At 66.5% G+C, this 25,668-nt stretch carries 28 protein-coding genes; 15 read left to right on the forward strand and 13 right to left on the reverse strand.

What is annotated here, in order from left to right; translation table 11 throughout:
• The first annotated feature begins 25 nt into the window (after window positions 1-25).
• From trmFO to cobF, 6 genes are all read left to right on the forward strand, one after another.
• Window positions 26-1,384: a methylenetetrahydrofolate--tRNA-(uracil(54)-C(5))-methyltransferase (FADH(2)-oxidizing) TrmFO gene (gene trmFO / locus ACILR9_RS23675; protein WP_395712427.1), complete on the forward strand. Its 1,359-nt coding sequence runs from the start codon at window positions 26-28 to the stop codon at window positions 1,382-1,384.
• Window positions 1,385-1,755: 371 nt separating this feature from the next.
• A complete protein-coding gene (locus ACILR9_RS23680; protein WP_395712428.1) occupies window positions 1,756-1,908 on the forward strand; it encodes a hypothetical protein in 153 nt (50 codons plus the stop codon).
• An 81-nt stretch (window positions 1,909-1,989) separates the two neighbouring features.
• Window positions 1,990-2,604 carry a hypothetical protein gene (locus ACILR9_RS23685; RefSeq protein WP_395712429.1) on the forward strand — a complete coding sequence of 205 codons (615 nt, stop codon included), beginning with the start codon at window positions 1,990-1,992 and terminating at the stop codon, window positions 2,602-2,604.
• A 541-nt stretch (window positions 2,605-3,145) separates the two neighbouring features.
• On the forward strand, window positions 3,146-3,436 hold the full coding sequence (locus tag ACILR9_RS23690; RefSeq protein WP_395712430.1) for an acyl carrier protein: 291 nt from the start codon (window positions 3,146-3,148) through the stop codon (window positions 3,434-3,436).
• Window positions 3,437-3,545: 109 nt separating this feature from the next.
• The gene (locus ACILR9_RS23695; RefSeq protein WP_395712431.1) at window positions 3,546-4,871 is read left to right on the forward strand and encodes an MATE family efflux transporter; all 1,326 of its coding nucleotides are present in this window, start codon (window positions 3,546-3,548) and stop codon (window positions 4,869-4,871) included.
• Between the two features lie 61 nt (window positions 4,872-4,932).
• Window positions 4,933-5,691: a precorrin-6A synthase (deacetylating) gene (cobF, locus tag ACILR9_RS23700; RefSeq protein WP_395712432.1), complete on the forward strand. Its 759-nt coding sequence runs from the start codon at window positions 4,933-4,935 to the stop codon at window positions 5,689-5,691.
• A 105-nt stretch (window positions 5,692-5,796) separates the two neighbouring features.
• On the opposite strand, the gene ACILR9_RS23705 is transcribed toward cobF, so the two are convergent.
• The 6 genes from ACILR9_RS23705 to ACILR9_RS23730 form a co-directional block, all read right to left on the reverse strand.
• On the reverse strand, window positions 5,797-6,273 hold the full coding sequence (locus tag ACILR9_RS23705; protein ID WP_395712433.1) for a VOC family protein: 477 nt from the start codon (window positions 6,271-6,273) through the stop codon (window positions 5,797-5,799).
• Entirely contained in the window at window positions 6,270-7,448 is a 1,179-nt protein-coding gene (locus tag ACILR9_RS23710) for an FAD-dependent monooxygenase (RefSeq protein ID WP_395712434.1), read from the reverse strand. Before ACILR9_RS23710 ends, ACILR9_RS23705 begins: the two co-directional genes overlap by 4 nt.
• Window positions 7,449-7,465: 17 nt before the next feature.
• Window positions 7,466-9,022 carry an FAD-dependent monooxygenase gene (locus ACILR9_RS23715; RefSeq protein WP_395712435.1) on the reverse strand — a complete coding sequence of 519 codons (1,557 nt, stop codon included), beginning with the start codon at window positions 9,020-9,022 and terminating at the stop codon, window positions 7,466-7,468.
• A gap of 290 nt (window positions 9,023-9,312) precedes the next feature.
• Window positions 9,313-10,539 carry an LLM class flavin-dependent oxidoreductase gene (locus ACILR9_RS23720; RefSeq protein WP_395712436.1) on the reverse strand — a complete coding sequence of 409 codons (1,227 nt, stop codon included), beginning with the start codon at window positions 10,537-10,539 and terminating at the stop codon, window positions 9,313-9,315.
• Between the two features lie 33 nt (window positions 10,540-10,572).
• Window positions 10,573-11,463, reverse strand: coding sequence for an alpha/beta fold hydrolase (locus ACILR9_RS23725; RefSeq protein ID WP_395712437.1), 891 nt, complete (start codon window positions 11,461-11,463; stop codon window positions 10,573-10,575).
• Window positions 11,464-11,545: 82 nt separating this feature from the next.
• Window positions 11,546-12,193 (reverse strand): squalene/phytoene synthase family protein, encoded by a 648-nt coding sequence (locus tag ACILR9_RS23730; RefSeq protein ID WP_395712438.1) that lies wholly within the window; start codon window positions 12,191-12,193, stop codon window positions 11,546-11,548.
• Window positions 12,194-12,303: 110 nt separating this feature from the next.
• Here ACILR9_RS23730 and ACILR9_RS23735 point away from each other — a divergent pair, with 110 nt between their 5' ends.
• On the forward strand, window positions 12,304-12,900 hold the full coding sequence (locus ACILR9_RS23735; RefSeq protein ID WP_395712439.1) for a urate hydroxylase PuuD: 597 nt from the start codon (window positions 12,304-12,306) through the stop codon (window positions 12,898-12,900).
• A gap of 65 nt (window positions 12,901-12,965) precedes the next feature.
• Here the strand turns inward: ACILR9_RS23735 and ACILR9_RS23740 are convergent, their stop codons facing one another.
• The 5 genes from ACILR9_RS23740 to yajC all read right to left on the reverse strand — a co-directional run bounded on the left by ACILR9_RS23740 (window position 12,966) and on the right by yajC (window position 17,531).
• Window positions 12,966-13,607 (reverse strand): LysE family translocator, encoded by a 642-nt coding sequence (locus tag ACILR9_RS23740; RefSeq protein ID WP_395712440.1) that lies wholly within the window; start codon window positions 13,605-13,607, stop codon window positions 12,966-12,968.
• Between the two features lie 210 nt (window positions 13,608-13,817).
• Window positions 13,818-14,225 carry an Mth938-like domain-containing protein gene (locus tag ACILR9_RS23745; RefSeq protein WP_395712441.1) on the reverse strand — a complete coding sequence of 136 codons (408 nt, stop codon included), beginning with the start codon at window positions 14,223-14,225 and terminating at the stop codon, window positions 13,818-13,820.
• A complete protein-coding gene (gene secF / locus ACILR9_RS23750) occupies window positions 14,222-15,400 on the reverse strand; it encodes a protein translocase subunit SecF (RefSeq protein WP_395712442.1) in 1,179 nt (392 codons plus the stop codon). The genes ACILR9_RS23745 and secF overlap by 4 nt, the downstream gene beginning before the upstream one ends.
• A 9-nt stretch (window positions 15,401-15,409) precedes the next feature.
• Window positions 15,410-17,080 carry a protein translocase subunit SecD gene (secD, locus tag ACILR9_RS23755; protein ID WP_395712443.1) on the reverse strand — a complete coding sequence of 557 codons (1,671 nt, stop codon included), beginning with the start codon at window positions 17,078-17,080 and terminating at the stop codon, window positions 15,410-15,412.
• 25 nt (window positions 17,081-17,105) lie between these two features.
• Window positions 17,106-17,531, reverse strand: coding sequence for a preprotein translocase subunit YajC (gene yajC / locus ACILR9_RS23760; protein WP_395712444.1), 426 nt, complete (start codon window positions 17,529-17,531; stop codon window positions 17,106-17,108).
• A gap of 159 nt (window positions 17,532-17,690) precedes the next feature.
• Here yajC and ACILR9_RS23765 point away from each other — a divergent pair, with 159 nt between their 5' ends.
• The 8 genes from ACILR9_RS23765 (at window position 17,691) to ACILR9_RS23800 (ending at window position 24,827) form a co-directional block, all read left to right on the forward strand.
• Entirely contained in the window at window positions 17,691-18,554 is an 864-nt protein-coding gene (locus ACILR9_RS23765) for an ATP-binding protein (RefSeq protein ID WP_395712445.1), read from the forward strand.
• 16 nt (window positions 18,555-18,570) lie between these two features.
• Complete coding sequence (locus ACILR9_RS23770; RefSeq protein WP_395712446.1) at window positions 18,571-19,164, forward strand: pyridoxamine 5'-phosphate oxidase family protein; 594 nt, start codon at window positions 18,571-18,573, stop codon at window positions 19,162-19,164.
• Window positions 19,165-19,248: 84 nt separating this feature from the next.
• Window positions 19,249-20,301, forward strand: a complete 1,053-nt coding sequence (locus ACILR9_RS23775; protein ID WP_395712447.1) for an ABC transporter substrate-binding protein — start codon at window positions 19,249-19,251, stop codon at window positions 20,299-20,301.
• A 9-nt stretch (window positions 20,302-20,310) separates the two neighbouring features.
• Window positions 20,311-21,378, forward strand: a complete 1,068-nt coding sequence (locus ACILR9_RS23780; protein WP_395712448.1) for an ABC transporter ATP-binding protein — start codon at window positions 20,311-20,313, stop codon at window positions 21,376-21,378.
• Window positions 21,375-22,238, forward strand: coding sequence for an ABC transporter permease (locus ACILR9_RS23785; RefSeq protein ID WP_395712449.1), 864 nt, complete (start codon window positions 21,375-21,377; stop codon window positions 22,236-22,238). The genes ACILR9_RS23780 and ACILR9_RS23785 overlap by 4 nt, the downstream gene beginning before the upstream one ends.
• Window positions 22,235-23,035: an ABC transporter permease gene (locus ACILR9_RS23790; protein ID WP_395712450.1), complete on the forward strand. Its 801-nt coding sequence runs from the start codon at window positions 22,235-22,237 to the stop codon at window positions 23,033-23,035. Before ACILR9_RS23785 ends, ACILR9_RS23790 begins: the two co-directional genes overlap by 4 nt.
• Before the next feature lie 165 nt (window positions 23,036-23,200).
• The gene (locus ACILR9_RS23795) at window positions 23,201-23,950 is read left to right on the forward strand and encodes an aspartate/glutamate racemase family protein (protein WP_395712451.1); all 750 of its coding nucleotides are present in this window, start codon (window positions 23,201-23,203) and stop codon (window positions 23,948-23,950) included.
• Window positions 23,940-24,827, forward strand: a complete 888-nt coding sequence (locus tag ACILR9_RS23800; protein ID WP_395712452.1) for a polysaccharide deacetylase family protein — start codon at window positions 23,940-23,942, stop codon at window positions 24,825-24,827. The genes ACILR9_RS23795 and ACILR9_RS23800 overlap by 11 nt, the downstream gene beginning before the upstream one ends.
• Before the next feature lie 38 nt (window positions 24,828-24,865).
• On the opposite strand, the gene ACILR9_RS23805 is transcribed toward ACILR9_RS23800, so the two are convergent.
• Complete coding sequence (locus ACILR9_RS23805; protein ID WP_395712453.1) at window positions 24,866-25,339, reverse strand: PaaI family thioesterase; 474 nt, start codon at window positions 25,337-25,339, stop codon at window positions 24,866-24,868.
• Between the two features lie 10 nt (window positions 25,340-25,349).
• The gene (locus tag ACILR9_RS23810) at window positions 25,350-25,580 is read right to left on the reverse strand and encodes a hypothetical protein (protein WP_395712454.1); all 231 of its coding nucleotides are present in this window, start codon (window positions 25,578-25,580) and stop codon (window positions 25,350-25,352) included.
• Between the last annotated feature and the right edge of the window lie 88 nt (window positions 25,581-25,668).

Raw genomic sequence — 25,668 nt, forward strand, 5'->3', positions numbered from 1 at the left:
AGCGCACGGTTTCAGGTCGGACAGGATGACGTCAAGCAGCAAGAGCGTTCACATTATCGGCGGTGGCCTCGCGGGCAGCGAAGCGGCCTGGCAGCTCGCGTCCGAGGGGGTCCCGGTCGTCCTGCACGAGATGCGGCCGCAACGCGCCACCGAGGCGCACCAGACCGAGTCCCTGGCGGAGCTCGTCTGCTCGAACTCCTTCCGGTCCGACGATGCGGCCAACAACGCCGTCGGGCTGCTGCACGAGGAGATGCGGCGGGCCGGCTCGCTGATCATGCGGGCGGCCGACGCCCATCGCCTGCCGGCGGGCGGCGCGCTCGCTGTCGACCGACACGGTTTCTCAGCCGCCGTGCAACAAGCCCTGTTGGACCACCCCCTGGTCGAGCTCATGCGCGAGGAGATGGCAGGCCTGCCGCCCGCTGCCTGGGACAGCGTGATCGTCGCCACCGGCCCGCTCACCTCCCCTGCCCTGGCCGACGCCATCCGCAGCCTGACCGGCGAGGACTCGCTCGCGTTCTTCGACGCCATCGCCCCTATCGTCCATCACGACAGCATCGATCTTTCGGTCGCCTGGAAGCAGTCGCGCTACGACAAGGGCAGCCCGGGCGGTGACGGCGCCGACTACCTCAACTGTCCGCTCGACAAGCCGGGCTACGAGGCCTTCGTCGCCGCCCTGCTCGCCGCCGACAAGACCGAGTTCAAGGAATGGGAGAGCAACACGCCCTACTTCGATGGCTGCCTGCCAATCGAGGTGATGGCGGCGCGCGGCCTCGACACGCTGCGCTTCGGGCCGATGAAGCCGGTTGGCCTGCGCGATCCGCGCACCGGCCGTCGCCCGTGGGCGGTCGTGCAGCTGCGCCAGGACAACGCGCTCGGCACCCTGTGGAACATCGTGGGCTTCCAGACCAAGCTGAAGCACGGCGAGCAGACGCGCGTCTTTCGCACCATCCCGGGCCTGCAGGGTGCCGAATTCGCCCGCCTGGGCGGTCTGCACCGCAACACCTTCCTCAACAGCCCGCGCCTGCTCGACGCGACGCTGCGGCTGAAGGCGATGCCGCGCCTGCGCTTCGCCGGCCAGATCACCGGCTGCGAGGGCTATGTCGAGAGCGCCGCCATCGGCCTGCTGACCGGACGCTTCGCCGCCGTGGAACGGCTGGGCCGCGCCCTGAGCGCACCACCGCCGACGACCGCCATGGGCGCCCTGCTCGGCCATATCACCGGTGGCGCCGACGCCACGACGTTCCAACCGATGAACGTCAATTTCGGCCTGTTCCCGCCGCTGCCCGGCACGCTGCGCGGCAAGGAACGCAAGCAGGCCCTGTCGGCCAGGGCGCTGCACGATTTCGACGAGTGGCTCGCGCCGGCTCCGCTCGCCGCGGAGTAGCGAACGCGCTCAAAGGGCGCGTTTCATTCTCCTCCCCACGCCTTGCGTGGGGAGGTGTCCGCGTCATCGCGGACGGAGGGGTCAGGGGCCGGGAGCGCGCGGTGGTGCCCATCTGCATTCTTCTCTCCCCACCAGCTGTGTTGGGGAGGTGTCCGCGGCCATCGCGGACGAGGGCTCATGATGTCCTCTCCTGGTGCCTTCAGACTCGGTGTGCGTAGTGAACGGGCGGCTGCTGATGAAGCGCCCGTCGTCGACCCGTTTCCGGCAGGACCCCGTGCGCGATCCCGGACGGAGCGAGCAGGTCGATGGCCTTGGGCACCGAACAGTTGCTTGGGCCGGAGCCCGAACGGCGGGCGCAAGGGAGCCGGAGGATGGCACAGATCAGAGCAGTTGTCGGCCTCGATGTCAGCGACAAGGTCGATGCCTGGTATTCGCTCGGCGTCGGCGGAGCGGACAGCAATACCCCGGAAGGCCGTCGCGGAGCTGCTGAGCTGGCTTCCGAGCACGCTGCTCGCCGGCGGTGATGGAAGCGACCGGCGGCTACGAAGAGAGCTGGGCGAAGTCGCTCGAGCAGGCTGGCGTGGAGGTGGTGATCGTCGATCCAGGTGCGTGGTCCGCCGGCCTTCGCCAGGGTCGGCGGGCCGGGCGAAGAACATCTCGATCGATGCCAGGATGATCGCCGGCACAGGACGACCTTTCACCGACCAACCGGGCAGTTTCGCGATCGCCGCCAGCGCGGCTCGATGCGGACATTGGGCATTGGCCCGGCTGGCCTGATCGACCTGCAGACGCGGATCGGCAATCGAACCGAGCACGATCAGCCGGCCGAAGCGCGCTTCATCGGGGCGGCCTCGAAGGCGCTCACCACGCAGATCGCCAAGCTGGAGGCGGCCAATCGCCGCCAGGCTCAAGCTTCACGCCGAGTTCGCCGAGCGCGCCGCCATCATCCGAAGCATGCCGGGCTGGGCGATACCGCAACGGCCGGCGTGGCCGCCTTCATGGCCCGGTTTCGCCGCGTCGATAAATCCGCCGCTGCCGCCTTGCTCGGTGTCGCCCCCTACGACGACGACAGCGTGGAGATCGGCACGGCGCCGGCGATCAGCGTGGTCGACAAGCTGCGCAAGCTGCTCTTCGCCGATCTCGCGCCACCAGCACGAATCCGGCCCTCAAGGCCTACTACGAGCCTGCTGGCCATGGGCAAGCGAAGAAAGCTGCTTTGATCGCCTGCATGCGAAAACTGATCACCATTCTCAACAACAAGGTGCTCAAAGCGAGGCGAAGAGATCCGGCCGGGCCACTGCCAAAGCGACGGTGCCAGCGACGTTCTCGAAGGTTGATGGCATAACACGGGCGACTGGCGGTAGACTGGCCGCGCCGGCGGAAGCGGATGGCCTGGGAGCAACCCGTCAGAGGAATAGCCGGCAAGAAACACAGTGATGACGTCGTGACCGGTCGGCCTCGCCTGCCGGTCACCTCGCTCGCTGCCGCCCGCACTGCGCCTACAGTCCATCACTGTAGATTTCTTCATGCCTCTAAAACCCACGCCTGAAAAAGCACAGTTGCTCCGTCGGCGTAAGACGCCGACACCTCAGCAAAGCTGGGGAGGAGAAGGATGAAAGCGTTCGCTGATGTTCTGAAGCCCGATTGCCCGTTCAGCCGCAACATTATGAAATCTAACGCAACATGCTGTAACGATTTGTTATTTCCCATTGGCGGCACATTCCTGTCCGATGCCATTGAGGTCCATCGGCGGAGGTCGATTTGCACAGCACGGATGTTCTGGTCGCCGGAAATGCGGAGCGCGTCACGCTCCAGATGAAGGTGATGCGTGAGATTCGCCGCCACCTGACCCCTTATCATGCCGGAGAAACGCCGATCACCGGCGACACCGTGATCTGCAACAGCCTCACGGTCGATTCTCTGACGATCATGGACTTGATCATGGAGCTCGAGGACCGTTTTGACGTCACGATGCCCATGAATGTCGTCGCGGAAATCCGCACCATCGACGAGCTGGCCCAAACCGTCCTCAGGCTGCACGCCCGGCGTTGATCCCATGGCGCACCTTGACGTCCAATGATGGGATCATGAGATAAGCTTGCGAGCAGCGCGCGACGCGCATGCTACCTAGCGCGTCATGAGTCCCGTTGAGCGCCGGCAAATGATGCTGGCAGGGCCGATCGTGCCCACCATCCTGACCCTGGCCGCGCCCAATGTGCTGAACGTGGCGATGCAGAGTTTGGTCAGCATTTCCGACAGCTGGTTCGTGAGCCAGCTCGGCATCATCGACCTTGCAGCCCTTGCCCTCGTCTTCCCAACCCAGATGGCGCTCGGCCAGATGTCGGCCGGCGCCATGGGCGGCGGCGTGTCGTCGTCGGTGGCGCGCGCGCTTGGCTCGGGCAATCGGGCGGCCGCTGAAGCCGCGGCCGCCCATGCGCTGGTGATCGCGCTCGGCATGGCGACCTTGTTCGCGATCGTTTTCGTCGGCTTCGGCCGCACAATCTATGGCGCCCTGGGCGGCAACGGCGGCGTGCTCGACGGCGCCGAGGCCTTCGCCTCCATCCTGTTCCTCGGCTGCTATGCCCATTGGATCGCCAACTCGCTGGCCTCCGTGCTGCGCGGCACCGGCGACATGAAGACGCCGGGCTACGCCCTGGTCCTGACGGCAGCGCTGCAGATCGTCCTGGCCGGCGCCCTGACCCTGGGCTGGTTCGGGCTGCCGCAACTCGGCATCCGCGGCCCCGCCCTCGCCGCCGTCATCGCCTTCACCCTCGCCGCGATGTGGATGGCCTCGCGCCTGGTCGGCCCCAAGGCCGCGCTGAGACTGCGCTGGCCCCAGAGCGGGTTCCGCTGGGCCTCGTTCCGCGACATCCTCAAGGTCGGCCTGATCGCCTGCCTCGTCGTCATCCTGACTAACGGCACGGTGCTGCTGGTGACCGGCCTGGTCGGCCGCGGAGGCGACGCCGCCATCGCCGGCTACGGCATCGGCAGCCGCCTGGAATACATGCTGGTGCCGATCAGCTTCGGCATCGGGGCGACGCTCACCACCCTGGTCGGCACCAACATCGGCGCCCGCCAGTTCGCTCGCGCCCAACGCGTCGCCTGGACCGGCGCCCTGATGGCGGGAACCATCGCTGCCGCCATCGGCGCGGTCGTGGCGATCTGGCCCGATCTGTGGCTCGGCCTGTTCACCGCCCATCCGGGCGCGCTGGCGTCAGGCCGCACCTACCTGCATATCGTCGGGCCGGTCTATGGCTTCTTTGGGCTGGCGATGGCGCTCTACTTCGCCTCGCAGGGAACCGGCGAGATGGTGTGGCCGGTGATGGCCAATTTGAGCCGCATCGCAATCGTGCTCAGCGGCAGCCTGCTGGCGCTCGACGTGCTGGCCTGGGGCGTGCGCGGCCTGTTCGCCTTCGTCGCCCTGGGCATCGTCTCGTTCTCCCTGGTGATCGCCTTCTCGACGACACGGCGCGCCTGGACCGGCTGAGCGGGCGGGCATATCGCGCCAACCGCTGATACAAGGACCGCAGCCCACGGGAGCAGCGGTCATGAAGACGATCCTGATCATCGGCATCGGCGCCGGCGATCCCGACTACATCACGGTTCAGGCAATCAAGGCCCTGAACCGGGTCGACGTCTTCTTCCTGATGGACAAGGGGCCGGCCAAGGTGAAGTTGCGCGCCCTGCGCGACGAGCTCTGTCACCGACACATCCAGGGCCGCACCTGGCGCACCGCCGAAGCGCCGAGCCCGCCACGCGATACCGCGCCGGCCGACTACCGTGCCGCGGTCGACGCGCTCAACCGCAACAAGCAGGCGGTGCTCGAAACCATGATCGAGAGCGAGATGAAGGACGGCGAGACGGCCGGCATCCTGGTGTGGGGCGATCCCATGCTCTACGACAGCACGATCCGCAACATCGAGGCGATCGCCGCCGCCGGCCGACACCCCATCGCCTACGAGGTGATCCCCGGCATCACCGCCGTCCAGGCGCTTGCGGCCCGGCATCGCATCCCGCTCAACCGCATCGCCGAGCCGGTCATGCTGACCACCGGCCGCCGCCTGGCCGAGGGCTTTCCCAGCGACAGCGAGAGCGTCGTGGTGCTGCTCGACGGCGGGGACACATATCGCTGCTTCGCCGGCCAGGACATGGAGATCTACTGGGGGGCCTATCTCGGCACGCCCGACGAGATCCTCGTTTCCGGCCCGTTGTCCGAAGTGTCCGACGAGATTCATCGCCGGCGCAGCGAAGCGCGCCGCGCCAACGGCTGGATCATGGACATCTACTTGATGCGCAGACGGACGTGATCTCGGACTCCTGCTCTTCCGGACCGCGAGCGAGACGCTCGCGGTCCGGAAGAGCACGATCAACACAAGAAGAGACCGCTCTATCGCCAGTTCTGAAGCAAAACGTCAGAACTTCGGCGAATTCTGATCCCAGTTGGGATCGCTGCTCGGGCTGAGCGGCTGCTCGAACGCCAGGAGGCCCTTGCCTGGCACGTAGTTGACCTCGAGACGGATGCCGTCTGGGTCCTCGAACACGATATAGTAGTAGCCTGGCGCCCAGGCACCCTCGATCGGGCCGCGATCGATGATGGCACCCATGATCTTGAGCTTCTCCGCCACCTTGTCGACATCCTCGCGCGAGCGCGCCCGAAGGCAGAGGTGATGCAGGCCGATGCGGTTCTGGACGAACCGCTCCTTCTCGTACGCCTCGGCTGCCCGCTGGATGCCGATCGCCGTTCGGCCACCCACGTGATAAAGGAAATTGTTGCCGTCATAGACCTTCTTCATGCCGAGGAAGGGCATCAGCTCGGCATAGAACTTTCGCGACTTCTCCCAGTCGCTCACCGTCAGGATGACGTGTGCCATTCCATTGACTTCGATCATGGTCGCACCTCCGCAGCGTCGTGTTCGTAGAGCCAGGCAATGTTGTCGAACGACCGGTCACCCGAAATGGCCATGGCATGGTCGCGCTTCTCCTGTTCGGGTCCATCAGGGAGATGGAACCGGAAACGGTTAGCAGCACTCGCCTCCTGCAGCCGCGTGGCGCGCGGCTTGCGCACCTCCTCGTAGCGCCGCAGCGCTGCCGGAACATCGTCCGGCATTGCCTTCAACAAAGCCGCCAACGCCGCGCCGTCCTCGATCGCCTGAGCGGCACCCTGCGCCATCATGGGCAGCATGGGATGACAGGCATCACCCAGCAGGGTGACCCGCCCCTGCGACCAGCGCGGCAGCGGCAAGCGATCGTGCAAGGCCCAGATGAAGGTCTCGGGAAAGGCCGAGATCAGGCCGCGCACCATGGGATGCCAGCCTTCGTACAGCGCCAGCACGTCCTCGACGCGCCCCTTGTCGGTCCACGACTCGCTGGTCCACGTGCCGTGCTCGACGACGCAGACCACGTTCATGAACCGCCCCGCCGAGACCCAGTAATGCACGCAGTGCGCCCCCGGCCCCATCCAGTTGTGTGACGCCACCTCGATGTCGAGATGAGCGATGCGCTCGGCCGGCACCAGGCCGCGCCACGCCACGCATCCGGTGAAGCGCGGCTTTTCGGGACCGAACACCAGGTGACGGACGCGGCTGTGAATGCCGTCGGCGCCGATCAGCAGATCCGCCTCGGCCGAGGTTCCGTTCTCGAAGCACGCGACGACCCGCTCACTGCGTTCCTCCAGGCCGACCAGGCGATGGCCAGCATGGGTTCGCTCCGGCGGCATCGCGCCGGCAAGCAGCGCCGCCAGGTCGCCGCGATGGAAATGAAAGTACGGCGCGCCGAACCGCGCCTCGACCTCGGGACCCAGGACGGCTCGCTGCAGGGTGCGCGCATCGTCCCAGCGCTTCTGATGCACCGCGCGCGGTCGCACGGCGTAGCGGTCCATCGCCTGCGCCAGCCCGCAGCGGTAGAGCAGGCGCGAGGCATTTGGGCTGATCTGGATACCGGCGCCGATCTCGCCAAACCGCGCCGCCTGCTCGTAGACGTGCACGTCGAAGCCTTCGCGCAGCAAGGCAAGGGCCGCCGACAGGCCGCCGATGCCACCTCCGATGATGGCGACGCGCAGGGTCATGTGCTCCTCTTCCTGAATTATCCCAATCGACCATCGAGAACGTCCGCCCAGATGGCAGCACCGTCATCGCAGGCGTTGCCGCGCCACGCGACATGCGTATCCGGGCGAACCAGCACCAGCTTCGCCTCGTAGATCGGCGCGACCGATGGATCGTCGACGACCACGGTCTCGAGAGGCGCCGGCGCCGCATCGATCAGCGGTGACGGGTCGGCGTCACCGAAACGCAGCAGGGTGAACCACGGCCCGAGGCGATCGTAGAGCGCGCTGCCGTCGTGCAGGAAGACGCTCGGCAAGCGCGCGCCGGGCGCCGTCGTCGGTTGGTAGATCAAGGGATCGCCCTCGACTCCGTCGTAGCGGTAACCGAACTCGATGCCCCAGCTCTCGTTCTCGGCGTTGCCCAGTTGGGCGATGCCGCGCGCCAGGGCGTCGCGATCGACCGCGGTCCGATAGAGGTTGGCGATCTCGATCCTGATGTCGGTGTGACGCCCCGAGGCAAGGCGATTGCGCAAGCCTACGAGCCGGCGTTCGCTTTCATAGGACGCCAGCAGACCGGGCCGCGCGAAACCTTTGAGCGTGGCCGCGAGCTTCCAACCGAGATCGACCGCATCGCCGATCCCGGTGTTCATGCCGTAGCCGCCGGTCGGGATGTACTGGTGCGCGGCGTCGCCCGCCAGGAACACGCGGCCGCCGCCGTAGCGCTCGGCCAGCAGGAGGTGCGTGAACCACGGATTGGCGACCAGGATATCGCGCGCGAACCGGCGGCCCGCCCAGGCATCGAGCATGGCATGAGGATCGATGGCTGCCGGATCGACATCGGCTGGCGGCCGGGTCTGCAGGGTCCAGGTGTCGATGTCGTCCTGGGCGATCAGCGTGCCCTTGTCGGTCTGGTAATGCCAGGCGATGCCGAACGATTGCAGCAGGTCGCGCGCCTCGGAGCGGAAATGGATCATGTAGCGATGCGCCACGGCGGCCTTGCCCTCGAGGCCGATGCCGAGCTTGTCACGCACGGTGCTCGAGCCGCCGTCGCAACCGGCGAGGAAGTCGCAGCGCACGGTCTCGATGGCGCCGGTCTCCATCGTGCGCAACGTCGCCGTCACACCCGACTCGTCCTGCTCGAAATCTTCGAACGCGACGCCCCAGCGCGCCTCGACCAGCGGGTCGTTGACGATCGCCTGGCGCAGCACCGGTTCGATCTTGACCTGGCTCACCCGCATGGCCGGCTCGCGCGGCTGGGAGCCGTCGTTCTTCTCGAGGATCTCGGCGCGCTTCTCGATCACGCTGGGATAGCGGAAGCGGTGCAGCTCGCGGCCACCCGTCTCGCGGGCGAGCGAGGTGATCCACGAGACGTCGAAATTGTTGGCTTCGGCCACGCCGGCGGCGCGCAGCTGGTCGATCAGGCCCAGCCGGCGGAACAGCTCCATCGAGCGGCCGTTGGTGATGTCCATCTTGGGATGCCGCGTCGTCGAGGCATTGCGCTCGACCAGCAGGCAGCGCACGCCATAGAAGGCCAGCGTGCGGGCCAGCGTCATGCCGACCGGCCCGCCACCGGCGATCAGGACGGGCACGCGCTTCATGCGGACCGCGGGAACGCGTCAGACGCGCAATGCAGCGGGCGCGCCACTGGAGCGGCGTGTCTCATAGGCGCTGATTTTGCGGGAGTTCCAAGCAAAGTCCTCATCCTGAGGTGGCCGCGTGGCGGCCGTCTCGAAGGATGGGCCGCACCGAGAATCGTGGAAAGGCAGTGTTGCAGAGTCGGCCGCGCTGCCCACCCTTCGAGACGCGGCCCGGCGGGCCGCTCCTCAGGGTGAGGGCTCTTGTAAAGTTGGCGCCCATGAGTGGCGCCCCCAACATTGCCCAACTCTGATCACGCCCGCTGGGCTTCCTTCTCGGCCATCTTCTGCTTCAGCTGCTCGGGCGTGAGGCGGACGATGTGCTCGTTCTGATGGCTGTAGATGTCGTACTTCCCGACATCGAGATCCTCGAGCACGATCTCGCGTGCCAGGACTTTCTGCTTCCACGCCACATGCTCGGCCTCGGCGGCATGGAACTCAGGCATGACCTCGCGGGCGAACAGCTCGAGCGATTCGCAGATGTCCGTGTGGCTGGTCCTGCCTGCCTGGTTCAACAGGATGACCTGATCGACTCGGCTCTGCTGGAACTGGCGCAGCTTGCGGCGGATGGTTTCCGGCGAGCCGATCAGGCCCGACTCGAGCGCCTTGCGCTCCTCGGGTCCGCCCTTCCAGCTCTGGTATTCCTCCCACAGGTTGGAGGTGCCCGGCGCGTCGACGCCCTTCCGGCCGTAGTAGGACAGCGCGAAGATGAAGAAGGTCCAGCCGGCTGCCTTGGCTTCGGCCTCCGCGTCGGTCGGCGCGCACATGAAGCCCGACACCATGGCGACGTTGGGATTGCTGGGATACTCGGCGAGCTTCTGCCCGTTGTTCAGGAGGTTGTTGTAGTACCTGTGAACCCACGCGCGCGCCGCCTCGGGCGTGACAAAGGTGAAGCCCAGCGCGCCCATGCCCCATTCGCCGGCCTTGCCGATGGTCTGGATATTGGAGCAGGCGACCCACAGCGGCGGATGCGGCTTCTGGAACGGCTTTGGAATCACGTTGCGCGCCGGGAAGTCGTAATACTTCCCGTGGAACTCCCAGCTGTCGCGCGTGAACATCGGGATGATTGCCTTGACCGCCTCCTCCCAGCGATCGCGCTTGTCGCGCACGCGGATGTTGAAGGGATGCAGCTCGGCCGGCCCGGCCGCCTCGCCCATGCCGAGATCGACGCGGCCGCCCGACAACAGGTCCAGGGTGGCGATGCGCTCGGCCACGCGGTGCGGCTGGTTGGTGGTGAGCTGGACGACACCGTGGCCGAGACGGATCCGCTTGGTGCGCTGGCTGGCCGCGCCGAGAAACACCTCGGGCGCCGAGGAGTGCGAATACTCCTCGAGGAAGTGATGTTCGACTTCCCAGGCATAATCGTAGCCCAGCGCATCGGCGAGCTCGATCTGGGTCAACGAATCCTGCAGGAGCTGGTACTCGCTGTTCGGGCCCCACGGCCGCGGCAGTTGATGCTCGTAGAAGATGCCGAATTTCATGTCCGCTTCCTCGCCTTCTTTTTGTCGGGACGCTCAGGCCTTCGCCTGCTCGCAAAATGTCGCGATGCGCTCGACCAGGGTCGGCACCAGCGCATCCGGCATGTCATGACCCCAGCCCGGATATGTGTCGATCCGGGCGCCTGGCACGAGACGCGCCACGTCGCGGCCGCACTCGACCGGCAACAGCGGATCGTCCTCGCCGTGCAACACCAATGTCGGCGCCCGCACGGTCTTCAGGAGCTCGACCCTGTTGTCCGAAGCGATGATCGCAAGGTACTGCCGTCCCGCCCCTTCGGGATACCAGCGCCGATCGATGTTGAGAGCGACGAGCGCCCGCAGCGCCTCCTCGGAGGCTGGATAGCCCGGGCTGCCAATCGCCGCGCGCACCTTCATGCCGTGGGCGATCAACTGCTCGCGCGCCGGCCCGGCCGGCAGCGCCGTCAGCATGGCGAGCGCCTCGGGTTTGCCGAGCGGCAGGCCGGGTCGGCCGCTGGTCGAGAAGATCGAGACGAGCGACCGCGTCCGCTGCGGCGCGAGGCCGGCGATTGTCTGGGCGATCATGCCGCCCATCGAGCCGCCGACGATATGCGCCCGATCGATGCCCAGCGTATCGAGCAGCCCGGTCCCGTCCGCCGCCATGTCGCTCATCAGGTAGGGCGCCGAGACCTTCCTGCCGCTCATCGCATCACGCAGCGCCTCGGGAATGTTCGCGGGTCCCCAGGCGCCGAAATCGGTCGACAGGCCGCAATCGCGATTGTCGTAGCGGACGACGAAGAAGCCATTGGCGGCCAGACCTTCGCAGAATGACCTGGGCCACAGGGTGAGCTGGGCGCCGAGGCCCATGATGAGCAGCATCGCCGGGTCCGCCCGATTGCCGAACGTCTCGTACTCGATCTCGATGCCATTGGCCTTTGCCCGTGCCACGCGCCCTCCTTGCTCGTTCTGCCTGCTCGTCGACTTTTCCTCTTAGCCTGTCTACCTGAACAGAGCGAGGGAGCGCGCCCTGTCAGTAGCGACCCCTCCTCGCGGCCCACCAATAGGCGAGAGGCCTGCGCCAAGGTGCCATGCCGCCATCGAGCGACAAGGCCGGAAGCAGGATCGGCAGCGCCGCCTTGTCGATCGTGTTTCGCAACGCGCGGGCTTCGGCGAGCAGGGCCGCGCGCTCCGGCCCCGCGCCCATCAGCCAGGCCGCACCGATCGCCCGCGCCGCCTGCCTCGTCGCCGCGTCGTCGACACCGAGCACGGTGAGCTCCAGATCGGCCAGCGCGTTGCCGGCGCGCACGACGTCGAGCGGACCGTCGATCTCCTCTTCACGCGCGTCGATCAGAGCCTCGAACCGCTCGGAAGCCAGGAGATGACGGCGCACTGTTTCGCTGAGCGACTCGACGATGGGCTGAGCTCGTGGCGCTCCCGAGGCAGCGGCTTCGGCAACCGCTTCACGCCACCATTGCAGTCGGATGCGCGCCAGCATCGGTTCCCGCGTCACCGTGCGGGTGCGCGCCAGCTCGTGATCGAACGCCAGCAACGCCAGCAGATCCGAGCGTGCCGGCTCCGGCGCGAACAGGGCGGCGAGGAAACGATCGCGGTCGGCGGCGCGCACCGTTTCGAGCACGTAGCGATGCGCTGCAACCGATGCGTGATAGGCGTCGATCATCGGGGATAACCACCCAACTGCGACAGTTGAACGCAGCCCGCTGCGGGATTACAATTCCGCAATCGGGGATTCACTAATCCCTTCAACAACATAAAGGGGGAGCTGCTAACATGGGTGCAATATTCACCTCGCCCGGACGCACCGTTACCGCCGGCGTCGTGCTGCTGATCCTGATTGTCGTCGTCGTAGGTCTCGCCACCGGGAGCATGACAAAGATCAACCACGACTGGGCCACGTTCATCATGCGCTGGCTGCATGTCATGAGCGGCGTGCTGTGGATCGGGCTCCTCTGGTACCTGAACTTCGTCCAGGTGCCGACCATGCCGACCATCCAGCCGGTCGAAAGCCGAACGGCCATCACGAAGTACATTGCACCGAGCGTCCTCTTCTATTTTCGCTACGCCGCCTTGGCGACCGTGATCACCGGTCTGTTGCTGGCGTGGATGCAATTCTACCTCGTGGAAGCCCTGACCCTGCAGAAGGGCAAGGTGATGATCGGCATCGGCATGTGGATGGCGCTCATCATGGCGTTCAACGTCTGGTTCATCATCTGGCCGAACCAGCAGAAGATTCTCGGCTTGGTCGAGGCAACGGCCGAGCAGAAGGCGGCGGCCGCCAAGCCGGCACTCTATGCCAGCCGCTTCAATACGATGTTCTCGATCGGCATGCTGTACTGCATGGTGGCGCAACAGAACGCCACTGTTTGAGCGGCGCGCGCCTCCTGATGTCAAACGGGGCCCATGCGGGCCCCGTTTTTCTTGACCACTCTCGATCACGGGCGTCGCGCGAGCGCCAGCCCGACCCCTGCGCCAATCAGCAGCCCGCCGGTCAGGCGGTTGCGCAGCCGGACATGAGCGACCAGCAGCGCGCGCAATCGATCGGCGAGCAGCGCCCAGACGCCGTCGAGCACGACCGCGATCGCCAGGAACGTCGCGGCCAGCAGCAGCAGCTGATCGGACGCGGTCGGCCCCGGCACGATGAACTGCGGCAGGAAGGCGCCATAGAACAGCAGCGTCTTGGGATTGGTGAGTCCGACCAGGAAGCCGCGCAGGAAGATCACCCGCGCCGAGCGCGCCTGCGCGCCGACCCGGCTGAGATCGGTTGCCGGTGTGCGCCAGGCGGCGACGCCGAGCCACACCAGATAAGCAACACCGATCCAGCGCAGCCATTCGAAGCTGGCGGCGAGAAAGTTCAACACGACGCTGGCGCCCGCCACGGTAAGCGCGAGATGGATGACGACGGAGCTGCTGGTGCCCGCCACCGTGAGCAGGCCGAAGCGGGCGCCATGGGCCACGCTGTTGGCCACGATCAGGGCGATGTTGGGTCCCGGGATGACGATCAGGACGACGCAGGCCAGGACGTACGCGAGATAGAGGTCGAGGGGCATCATCGCGGCACTGTAGCGGGTTCTCATTCTCCTCCCCAGCTCCGCTGGGGAGGTGTCGGCGTCTTCGCGGACGGAGGGGTCATGGGTCGGGAGTGCGCCACTCCGTGGCGCTCATCGGATGTGTGATCGACAAGAAGAGCGCCACGGAGTGGCGCACTCCCGGCGAAGACCCCATGACCCCTCCGCCGCCGTAAGACGGCGACACCTTCCCAGCGAAGCTGGGGAGGAGTTAATGATCTACAGCGGCACCAGCGCCGCGGCGACTCGCCTGCCCTCGGCCAGCAGGACGTTGTAGATGCGGCAGGCCGAGCCGGTGTCGACCACCTCGAGGGCCAGCCCCGCCCCCTTCAGCTCGGCGCGCAGCGCCGGCGGCACGAAAATGGCGCGCGGACCGCAGCCCAGCACCAGCAGCTCAGTTGGCGGCTGTATCCGATGAAGCGGTGCCAGGGAGGCGAGCGAAAGCTCCTCGGAGCGCGAGACGCTCCATTCGACAGTCATCGCCGGCGTCACCAGCACGGGCGTCCGCCAGTCGCGCTCGCCGATCAGGAAGTGCCCGGGACCGTAGCTGCGGATCAACTGGACCCGCGCCGGGTCGGGCGTCGGCAAGGTCTTGTCGTCGGGCGGGCCCGCCGACGAACTGCTCACGCCTTGGCCTTCTCGGCCTTCTCCTCGCCCTGGCGCAGCTGCTCAGGCCGCAGGTTGAGATAGACCAGGGTGGCCGACGCGATCCAGATCGAGGAGTAGGTGCCAACGAAGACGCCCCACAGCATGGCGATGGAGAAGCTGTAGAGCACCGGCCCGCCGAACAGAACCAGCGCCAGCACGGCCACGAACATCGTCCCCGAGGTCATCAGGGTGCGCGCCAGCGTCTCGTTGATGCTGAAGTTCAGCAGCTCGATCAGACCCATCTTCTTGTAGCGGCGCATGTTTTCGCGCACGCGGTCGAAGATCACGACGGTGTCGTTGATCGAGTAGCCGGCGATCGTGAGCAGAGCGGCGAGCGCGGTCAGGCTGAAATCGAGGCGCAGCACGACGAACAGGCCGACCGTCGAGATCACGTCGTGCAGAAGGGCCACCAGGGCGCCGACGCCGAACTGCCATTCGAACCGGAACCAGACATAGATCGCGATGGCGGCAAGCGTCGCCACGATGGCCAGGATGCCGTTGCGCATCAGCTCGTCGCCGATCTTGGGCCCGACCGACTCGGTGCCGCGCAGCTCATACTTGTCGCCGATCGTGTCCTCGACCAGCTTGATCGCCACTTGTTGGCACCATTCGGCGCGTTGCTCGGGCGTCATCTCGACCTTGGCGACGTTGACCGAGCCGCGCGGCAGCTGGCGCTCCTGCACGGTCAGCCCGACGCGGCTCACCGCATCGCGCCAGCCCACCGCATCGAGAGCGCTCGGCGCCGTGAACTCGACGTCGCCCGTGCCGGTAGCGCCCGGCTTGACCGCCCAGCCGTTGCCGGCACGCCGCTTCAGGACATTGTCGGCGTTGGCCACGCATTGCGTGCCGCCCTCCTGCCGCTGAACGCGGATCAGGGCGGTGCTGGCATCGCCGAACTCCTGCAGCGAGACTTCACCGACATGCAGAGCCCCTACCGTGGAACGCAGCTCCTCGAGATGGATCGTGCCCTGCTTGGCGCGCACCTGGATGGCGATGCCGCCTTCGAAATCGATGCCGAAATTGAGGCCGAAGATGAAGACGCCGGCGAGCGACAGCACGTTGATCAAGGTCGACGCGACAAGCGCCAGCCGGCGCTTGCCCAGGAAGTCGAAGCTGGTGCGCGCTTGAATGAGGTGGTGCGGTCTCCACAGCATGATGGCGCCTCAGATCGGCAGTTCGGTCGGCCGCCGGAGACGCACCCAGGTCGCCAGCAGCATGCGGGTGAAGATCGTGGCCGTGAACAGGTGAGTGAGCAGGCCGAGCGTCAGCGACGTGGCGAAACCGCGAATCGGACCCGAACCGAAGCCGAACAGCAGCACGCCGGCGATCAGCGCGGTGAGGTTGGAATCGATGATCGCCGTCAGCGCCCTTTCATAACCCGTCGCCAGGGCGCTGAAGGCCGACCGGCCGTTGGCCTTCTCCTCGCGCACGCGCTCGTAGATCAGCACGTTCGAATCGACCGACATGCCGACGGTCAGCACCAGTCCGGCAATGCCGGGCAAGGTCAGCGACGCACCGAGGATCGACATGCCGGCGAACACGAGCAGCATGTTGACCAGCATGGCGATGCTGGCGAAGCCGCCGAAGATCGGCCCGTAGACGGTCAGCATCAGCAGGATGACCAGGGCGGTGCCGACGAACGCCGCCGTCGTGCCCGCCTGGATGGCGTCGGCGCCGAGATCGGCGCCCACCGTGCGCTCCTCAATGATGCTGAGCGTCGCCGGTAGCGCGCCGGAGCGCAGCAGCAAGGCCTGCTCCTGGGTCTGCTGCGTGGTGAAGGTGCCGGTGATGATGCCGCTGCCGCCGCAGATCGCGCTCTGCACCACCGGGGCACTGATGATCTCGTTGTCGAGCTGGATCGCCAGCCGCTTGCCGATGTTCTGCCGCGTGGCGTTGCAGAACGCGCGCCCGCCGGCCGTATTGAAGGTGAAGCTGATGATGGGCCGGCCACCCTGCTGTTGCTCGAAGGTCGCCTTGGCGTCGTCAAGATCCTCACCGCCCACGACCACGCGCTTGAGCACCGGCAGGCACTGCGGCTGGAAGCGGCGGCAGATCTGCTCGGGCGAAAGCCGCGGGTTGGCCGCCTGGATTTCCTCCCATGCCTTGGGATTGGAGCGCCGCAGCTCCTGCATGCCCTCGCGCGTCGGCACCAGGGAGGTGGTGGGCGGCAGCGTGGTCGGGATGTTCTGGCCGGCCTGCGCCACGTCCTCGTTGACCAGATGGAAGGTGAGCTTGGCCGTCTGGTTGATCTTGCGCTTGAGGTCGGTCGTATCCTTGATGCCCGGCATCTGCAGCAGGATGCGGTCATCACCCTGGCGCACGATGGTGGGCTCGATGGTGCCGGTCTCGTCGACGCGGCGCCGCAGGATCTCGATCGACTGGTCGATGACCTCTTTCTTCTTCCTGAAGAGCTCCTGGTCGGAATAGGCGAGCCGGATGGTGTCGCCGCTGCCCGATACGGCGAGTGACGGATCGACCGCTCGGATCGCCTCGAGGGCCTTGGCGCGCTGCGCCTCGTCGCGCAGGGTGACGACCACGGCGCGCCCCGCCTCGACGGTCACGTCCTTGAGGCCGACCTGCTGCTTGCGCATCTCCGCGCGCAGAGAATCCGACAGGTTGGCGAGTCGCTCGTTGAGGACCGAACGCAGGTCGGCCTCGAGCAGGAAGTGAGCACCGCCGCGCAGGTCGAGGCCGAGATTGATGCGGCTCTGCTGGTACCAGCCCGGCAGGTGATCGAGCACCGCCGCCGGCAAGACGTTGGGCAACGCGAACAGACCGCCCAGTGCCGTGAAGACGATGACGGCGATGGTCTGCCAGCGGGGGAGATTGAGCATTCCGTCTACTATCCGGCCTTTGCGGCTACTTCTTGCCGCCGAACAGGCTACCCAGCAGGCTCTTGCGCTCGGGCGCCGGCGCGGGCGGCGGCAACATTGGCTTTTCGTCTTCCTCGGAGTCCTTGGCGCCGCGCACCGATTCGCCGCGCGTCACGATGTCCGTGATGGTCTGCTTGACGATGCGGACCCGCACGCCCTCGGCCAGCTCGACCTGCAGCTCGTTGTCGGAGATCACCTTGGTGACCAGGCCGATGATGCCGCCGCCGGTGACGACGCGATCGCCGCGCTTGACGCCGGCCAGCATCTCCCGCTGGGCCTTCATCTTGGCCTGCTGGGGCCGAATCAGCAGGAAATAGAAGACGACAAAGATCAGGACCAGCGGGAACAGCTGGACGAGGAAACCGCCGTCGCCGCCGCCTGCGCCTTGCGCCCATGCCTGGGATATGAACATTTTCCGCTCCCGATTCTTCCAGCCCCGTTGGCATATATGGCTGCTGAGCGGCCAAAACGCCCCATCAAAAAAAGCGCGCGGACTATAACGGCCCCACCCCGCTTTGCAACGCAAGTGCGGGGACGATATGGTCTGCGCCTTTTTTCACGACGCAATCCAATGGATCAAGACCTTAAGGCCACTCTTTCACGCATCGTTGAAGCCCTGGACCGGCTCGCCCCGCCCACCCCGCCCGGCGCCGACCTGGCGGCCGCCGAGGCCTATGTCTGGCACGCTTCAGGGCGCCGCCTGGAAGCAGTCGCCAAGGTCAACCGGGTGAACCTCGACCTGCTGAAGGGCGTCGATCGCCAGAAGGAGACGCTGGTCGAGAACACCAGGCGCTTCGCCAAGGGCCTGCCGGCCAACAATGCCCTGCTGTGGGGCTCGCGCGGCGCCGGCAAGAGCTCGATCGTCAAGGCGGTGCATGCCCACGTGAATCGCGAGATGGGCGGCCCGCCCGGCCTCCTCGCCCTGGTCGAGATCCATCGCGAGGATATCCCCTCCCTGCCCGTGCTGCTGTCGATGATCCGCAGCTCGACGCGGCGCTTCCTGGTGTTCTGCGACGACCTGTCGTTCGACGGCCAGGATGCCGCTTACAAGTCACTGAAAGCGGTGTTGGAAGGCGGCATCGAGGGCCGGCCCGACAATGTCGTGTTCTATGCGACTTCCAATCGCCGCCACCTGATGCCGCGCGACATGATCGAGAACGAGCGGTCGACGGCGATCAACCCGTCCGAGGCGGTCGAGGAGAAGGTGTCGCTGAGCGACCGTTTCGGCCTCTGGCTCGGTTTCCACAATGCCGACCAGGACACGTTCTTCGCCATGATCGAAGGCTATGCCTGCCACTACGGGCTCGAGGTCCCGCCGGAGACCTTGCGCAAGCAGGCCATCGAATGGTCGGTGACGCGCGGCGCGCGCTCGGGGCGCGTCGCCTGGCAATTCATCCAGGAGGTCGCCGGCCAGCTCGGCAAGAAGCTGGAGTAACAACGGAGGTTCCGCCATGGACAATCCCGAGGACGCGATGTTCTCGTCCGCCGTCAAGGCGGAGCAGGCGCGTCTCGGATCGCGTGTCCAGTTCGAGGACCGTGCGTGGAAATCGGAAATCACCGACGATCTCCGTCAGTTCCTGGCGGTCATCGACACCTTCTTCCTGGCGACGGCCAGCGCCGACGGCCGGCCCTACGTGCAGCATCGCGGCGGCCCGCCCGGGTTCCTGAAGACGATCGGCACCCACACCGTGGCCTTCGCCGACTTCGCCGGCAACCGCCAGTACATCTCGCTCGGCCACCTCAGGGAAAATGACCGCGCCCACATCCTCATCCCGCACTTCGCCACCCAGCAGCGGCTCAAGCTGTGGGGCCGCGCCCGCGTCGTCGAAGGCGACCTCGAGCTGATGGAGCGCCTGGTCGATCCGAACTACCGGGCCCGCCCGGAGCGGGCGATCGTGTTCCGCCTCGAAGCCTGGGACATCAACTGCCGCCAGCACATCGTGCCGCGCTACACGGAGGCTGAGATCGCCCCGGCAGTCGATCGCTTGGCGCAACGGATCAAGGAGCTCGAGGCGGAAGTGGCGCAGCTGAAGGGCAGGGCGTGATTCATACCCCTCCCCAGCGAAGCTGGGGAGGAGGAAGACGTCGCGGCACGGTCCTTGCTTCCCTTGGCGACGAAAGGGAAAGCCATGTCCAGGACGCGCACCATCACCGTCAATCGTCGCAGGCTGCTCGCCGCCGTCGGAGCGGCGACCGCCGCCCTCGCTGCACCCCGCGTGCTGCGCGCCCAGGGCAAGGAGGTCGTGGTCGGCGGCGCCGCCAGCCACAAGAATTTCGTCGAGACGGTGATCGCTCCGGTCGTCGAGAAGAAGTTCAACTGCAAGGTCGTGTTCGAGGGCACCCGCTCGCTGGTCAACCTCGAGAAGATGCAGAAGAACAAGGACAAGCAGTACCTGTCGGTCGTCATGATGGACGATCCGGTGATGATCCCGGCCGTTGCCGAAGGGCTGCTAGAGAAGCTGACGACCGCCAAGGTCCCGAACCTCGCGCTGCTGAAGCCCGGCACCGTCCACATGGACGGGATGTGGTGCAATTACCTGCAGCCCTGGCTCGGCATTGCCTACAACCCGAAAGCGCTCAAGACGGCGCCGACCTCGTGGGCCGACATCTACGACCCCAAGTACAAGGGGCGTGTCATCCTGCCGTCGCTGCAGAACACCGAAGGTCTCGCCAACCTGTTCATGGCCGCGCAACTCGCCACCGGCAAGCCGATGGCCGAGGCGCAGAAGGACATCGACGCGGGCTTCAAGAAGCTGGTGACGATCAAGCCCAACCTGCTGACCGCTTACACGCAGATGCCGCAGGCCTACAATCTCCTGGAGCAGGGCGAAGGCTTCATGATCTCGAGCGCAATCTCGCAGGTCGCGCTGGAGCGCAAGGCGGGTGGCGCTCCGGTCGACATTGCCGTCCCCAAGGAAGGCATCTTCGCCATGCCGTCCGGCGTCGCCCTGGTGAAGGGCGGCCCGCAGCCGGAGCTGGCCGCCGGCTACATCAACGAGATGATCGGCCCCGAGGTCCAGGCCAAGCTCTCCGCCGTCACCTTCTCGCTGCCGACCAACAAGGACACCCCGGTACCGGCCGGCATGCCGACCGGCGTCACGATCCATGGCGTCGACTGGCAATTCGTGGCAGCGGATCGTGCTGACTGGGTGAAGCGCTGGGATCGCGACATGGCGATGTAGTTCGCCGTCGTGGCTGTTGCGTCCTTTCTCGATATCGCCGGCGCCGAAAAGTCGTTCGGCGCCGCGGCTGTGCTGGGCGGTGTCGATCTCGGCGTCGGTGCCGGTGAGTTCGTCTCGCTGCTGGGTCCGTCGGGCTGCGGCAAGACCACGCTGCTGCGCATCGTCGCCGGCCTGCTGTCGGCCGATCGCGGCACGGTGAAGCTCGACCGGCAGGACATCACCCGCCTGCCGCCGCACAAGCGCGACGTTGGCGTGGTGTTCCAGAACTATGCGCTGTTCCCCCATCTCAGCGTGGCCGAGAACGTGGCCTTCGGCCTGAAGGCGCGCCGACGCAGCGCTGCCGAGACCGGCGACGCGGTCCGTCGCTTCCTCGACCTGGTACACCTGTCCAACTTCGCCAACCGCTCGGTTCGCGCCCTCTCGGGCGGCCAGCAGCAGCGCGTCGCCGTCGCCCGGGCGCTCGCCGTGAAGCCCAAGCTGCTGCTGCTCGACGAGCCCTTCTCCGCGCTCGATCGCAAGCTGCGCGAGACCATGCAGATCGAGCTGCGCCGCCTGCTGCGCGAGCTGGGCACGACCGCCGTGTTCGTGACCCACGACCAGGACGAAGCGCTCACCATGTCGGACCGCATCGCCGTGATGAATCGCGGTGCCATCGAGCAGCTGGCCGATCCCAAGTCGATCTATCGCCAGCCGGCGACGGCGTTCGTGCTGGAGTTCGTCGGCCTGTCCTCGCGCTTGGCCGGCAAGGTGGTGGCGAGCGAAGCCGGCATCGTGACGGTCGACACAGCGCTCGGACGCCTCCGCGGCCCGGGGCAGTTCGTCAACGGCGCCAACGTGCTGCTGGCCGTCCGGCCCGAGCGTATCAGACTGGGCGAGGGCGAGAACCGGACGACCGTCCCCCTGCTCGATGCGGTGTTCCAAGGCTCCAAGATCCAGCTCCACTTCAAGGCGCCCGAAGGCGATCAGCTGATAGCCGAGACGGCCGACCTCGAAAGCGGCATTCCATCGCCCGGCAGCCCGATGAGCCTGGGCTGGTCGATTGCCGATACGCTCGTCTATCCCGCCAGGCCGGCATGACTGCCGCGGCCCCCTCGAAATCGCGGCTCCCGTCGCCGTGGCGCGATCCGGTCGCCCTGCTCGCCGTCCCGGCAGTGATCTACTTCGCGGTCGTCTACGCCTATCCGCTGGTCTGGCTGCTGCTGAAGAGCTTCAGCAGCCCGACCGGCTTCACGCTGCAACCCTACATCGGCTTCATGAGCGACCCGTTCAATTGGCGGGTCATCGGCAACACGCTGCGCATCGCCGCCTGGGTCACGGTGTTCTGCCTGATCGTCGGCTATCCCGCCGCCTTCGCCCTGGCGCGCGCTGGAGCCTTCGTCCAGATCGTCATGCTGGTGTCGATCATCCTGCCGCTGTCGATCGGTGCGGTGGTCAAGGCCTTCGCCTGGCAGATCGTCTTGCGCCGCGACGGCGTCGTCTCCCAGCTCATGCTCGGGCTCGGCATCTGGGACGAGCCGCAGCGCCTTCTGTTCACCGAGACAGGCCTGGTGCTGGGCGCCGCCAACATCTTCCTGCCCTTCATGATCCTGCCGGTCTATTCGGTGGTGAAGCTGATCGACCCGCGGCTGAGCGAGGCCGGCGCGACCCTGGGCGCCACGCCGCTCTACCGCTTCAGCCACGTCACCTTGCCGCTCACCCTGCCGGGCGTCGTCTCCGGCATCGCCTTCGTGTTCTCGATGAGCGTGTCGATGTTCGTCATCCCTTCGCTCCTGATCGGCGACCGCTTCCAGACGCTGTCGACCCTGACCGGCCGATCGTTCCTGCTGATGCGCAACGAGCAGCTCGGCTCGACGACCGCGGTGGTTCTCCTGGTGCTCGCCGTCAGCATCGTCGTCGTCTCGACCTGGCTGGGGCGCCGGCTGGGCGGCCGGACATGACCGCTCTCGAACGACTGACCCGGTATGTCGTCTGGATCGTCGCCGCGGCCACGGTGATCTTCCTGATGACGCCGCTGGTCGTCACCATTGCCGTGTCGTTCGGCTCGTCCACCGTCTTCACCCTGCCGCCACCCGACTGGTCGCTGCGCTGGTACGAGCGGCTCGCCAACACGCGCGGCCTGCTGCCGGCGCTCACCGTATCATTGCAGGTCGCCTCGATCTCGACCGCGATCTCGATGGCCCTGGGCACGCTCTGTGCCATCGCCCTGGTGCGCGGCCGCTTCCCCGGCCGCGAGGCGATCTCGACCTTTCTCGTGTCGCCGCTCATGCTGCCCGGCCTGGTGATCGGCATCGCCATGCTGCAGGGCTTCAAATCGATGGGCCTGCGCGACGTCTACGCGAGCCTGCTGATCGCCCACGTGATCATCACCCTACCCTACATCGCCCGCACGGTCGTGAGCGCGCTGGGGCTGTTCGACTTCTCGCTGATCGATGCTGCGCGCACGCTGGGCTGCAGTTATCCCGCCGCCCTGATGCGCGTCCTGGTGCCAGCGCTCGCCCCGGCCTTCCTGACCTCCGGCATGTTCGCCTTCCTGGCGTCGATGGACAATTATCCGATCTCGATCTTCTTCACCGACGCCTGGACCAAGACCCTGCCGATCCAGATGCTGCAGTACGTCGAGGAGCGGCCCGATCCCACCATCGCCGCCATATCGGCCGGCCTGGTGCTGCTCGCGATCGTCGCGTTGATCATCGGCGACCGCCTCGTCGGCCTGCGCAAGCTTGCCGATTTTTAGCGCGGTGCTGAAAAGTGCTGTTATCGTCATTGATCCGACGGTGCTCAAAGATCCCTCGCTACGCTCGGGATGACACCACTCTTTTGCTGACAGCAATGTTGTCATCCCGAGCGCAGCGAGGGATCTTTCCTTCAAGCGACACTACATTCCCGAACCAGAGCCCCCATGAAGATCCTGATCGCCAATCCCAACACCTCGTCGGGCGTCACCGACCGGCTGGTCGCCTCGGCGAAGCTGGTCGCGAGCCCCGGCACCGAGCTCCTGCCCATGACCGCGCCGCGCGGCGTGCCCTACATCGCCACCCGCGCCGAAGCGGCGATCGGGGCCGCCGCAGCGCTCGAGATGCTCGCCGAGCGGCGCGGCGAGATAGATGCGGCGATCGTGGCGGCGTTCGGCGATCCCGGCCTCGGCGGCGCACGTGAGCTGTTCGACTTTCCCGTGGTCGGCATGGCCGAGGCGGCGATGCTGGTCGCCTGCACGCTCGGCCGCTCGTTCGCCATCGTGAGCTTCTCGCGCTCGCTCGAGCCGTGGTTCGCCGAGATCGTCGCCTGGCATGGCCTGTCCGGACGCTGCGCCGCCATCCGCACTCTGGACGAAAGCTTCCGGTCGATCGAGGACGTCCAGGAGGAGAAGGAATCGGTGCTGGTCGACCTGGCGCTCAGCACCGTGACCAACGACGCGGCTGACGTCGTCATCCTGGCCGGCGCGCCGCTCGCCGGTCTCGCCAACAAGATCCGCGATCGCGTGCCCGTTCCGCTCGTGGACGGCATCCAGGCCGCCACCGTGATGGCGGAGGGGCTGGTCCGCCTCGCGCCGCGCAAGGCGACCGCCGGCACGTTCCGCCGGCCCGGCCCCAAGGACTCGAAAGGCCTCGCTCCCGCCCTCGCCAACGTGATCGGCCATCGTGACTCGTGACCTGAAAGGCTACGGCCGTACGCCGCCCGACCCGCACTGGCGCGGTGGCGCACGGGTCGCCGTGTCGTTCGTCATCAATTTCGAGGAGGGCGCGGAGATGGCGCTGTCCTCGGGCGATCCGACGAACGAGAAGGTCTACGAGGTCACCGACGAGGTTTCAGGCGTCGCCGACCGCTGCATGGAATCGCACTTCGAATACGGCACCAAGGCCGCTTGGTGGCGGATCGCCGACTCGCTGGAGCGGTTGGGCATAGCGGCCACGGTCAGCACCTGCGGCAGGGCGGCCGAGCTCTCGCCCTGGCTGATCGAGGACGCCGTCGGGCGCGGCCACGAGATCTCCTGCCATGGCTGGCGCTGGGAGAAGCACGCACACATGGCCGAACCCGACGAGCGCCGCGCCATCGCCCGCACCGTCGAGGTCCTGACCAGGATCGCTGGCCATCGCCCCGTGGGCTGGCACACCCGCTCGACGCCGTCGCCCAATACCCGCCGCCTGCTCGTGGAAGAAGGCGGCTTCCTCTACGACAGCGACGACTATTCCGATGACCTGCCGTTCTTCGTCGAGGTGTCAGGCAAGCGGCACTTGGTGCTGCCCTACAGCTTCGACACCAACGACATGCACTACCATCAGGGCTTCCATCGCTTCGTCACCGCGCGCGATTTCGCCGACTATACGAATGATGCCTTCGACGCGCTGTGGCACGAGGGCGAGCGGCAGCCCAAGATGATGTCGATCGGCCTGCATCTGCGCATGATCGGCCGGCCCGGCCGCATCGCCGCCCTCGACCGCATCGTGTCGCACATGCGGACCAAAGGCGGCGCCTGGTTCGCCACCCGCCGCCAGATCGCCGAACACTGGCTCGGCCGGTTCGGCTGACTGATTTTCCTCCCAAGCTTTGCTGGGGAGGTGAATGATTACCCCTTCGCCTTCGGCCGGATGATCTTGATGGTCGACGTCGCATGCACGATCATCCGGCCCTTCTCGTCCTTCAGGTCACCGTCGAGGAAGCCGACCGAGCCGCCCCAGCGCATGACGCGGCCTTCGGCATAGACGATGCCGGGGCCCATGGCCTCGAAGTAGCTGATCTTGAGCTCCAGGGTCGGTACGGCGACGGCGAGCTTGCCCCTGACAATGGCGGCATTCGCCATCGCCGTGTCGACCATGCCGGCAAGAAACCCGCCTTGGCAGATCGTGCCCTGGGAATGACAGAAGGCCGGCACGACCTCGAAACGCAGCCGCGCATACCCGCGTGCCGAATCGATGTCGAGCAGTTCACCGTTCAAGGTGCGGACGGCGTCGGGCACGCTGTCGCGCATCACCCGCAGGATCTCGGAATCGTGCGACAGATCCCTGGGCGCGTGCTGGAAGTCAGGATGGACCGAATTCATGGCGCGCGGACTATAGCGAACGCGCGCCGCGATACACCTTGTCCAGCGAGCCGATCAGGACCTGCATTTCGGACGCCGAAAGGCCTGATGGCTCAAACGCGAACATAGTCAGCGTCTCGGCCGCATCGACTCTACGCTGGCACGCATGTGCACCGAACATGGATCGGCTGCTGAGCGCGATTCCGAGCAACAGATCGGCCTGGACCGATTGCACCACCGGGTGGAGCGCATCGAGCAGCATCTCGAACTCAGGGACGTACCTTGACAGGTCGACCGCTCTACCGATGCGCTCAAGAGGCCGACCTTGCGGGGCAGCCTTTTTTCAGTCG

It is taken from the genome of Reyranella sp., from assembly GCF_044224635.1.
GTDB lineage: Bacteria > Pseudomonadota > Alphaproteobacteria > Reyranellales > Reyranellaceae > Reyranella.